This window comes from Kocuria sp. ZOR0020 (assembly GCF_000800955.1).
In the GTDB taxonomy this organism is placed as follows: Bacteria; Actinomycetota; Actinomycetes; order Actinomycetales; family Micrococcaceae; genus Kocuria; species Kocuria subflava.
Window position 1 is genome coordinate 1 of record NZ_JROX01000451.1, and the last position, 391, is coordinate 391.

General features: G+C 66.5%; 1 pseudogene. It reads right to left on the reverse strand.

Features of this window, described 5'->3' with window-relative positions:
- Positions 1-115: 115 nt before the first annotated feature.
- Positions 116-346: pseudogene (locus tag L979_RS14140) on the reverse strand (leucine zipper domain-containing protein); the annotation flags it as partial.
- Between the last annotated feature and the right edge of the window lie 45 nt (positions 347-391).

Below are 391 nucleotides of genomic sequence, written 5' to 3' on the forward strand. Positions count from 1 at the left end.
CGCCCTGGGTTTCGTTCCGAGGTCAGGGCACCGCGGGCGCGGTCACGTCGGCCTCAGTGAAAGCAGCCTCGACCTCTACCGGGGTCCGGTACTCCAGTCCTTCGTGGAGCCGCGTCTCGATCTGGGCAACTACCGCCGCCGGGGACGCGGCGGCGCCATGGTGGGGTGTCGAGGATTGGTCGAGCAGACCGAGCTCACCGTGCGCCCGCCATCTGTTGACCCACTTGCTTGTGCAGGCACGGGAGAGGCCCATCTCAGCCACGGCGTGGGCGATGGGTCTCGTGCGGCATCGCTCGATGAGCCAACAGCGCCCTTCGACCGTCAGAGGCGCATTCTTGCGCGTCACTAGGTGTTGTGGGGCATGAGGTTCTTGTCACGGGTGCGTTGGTGA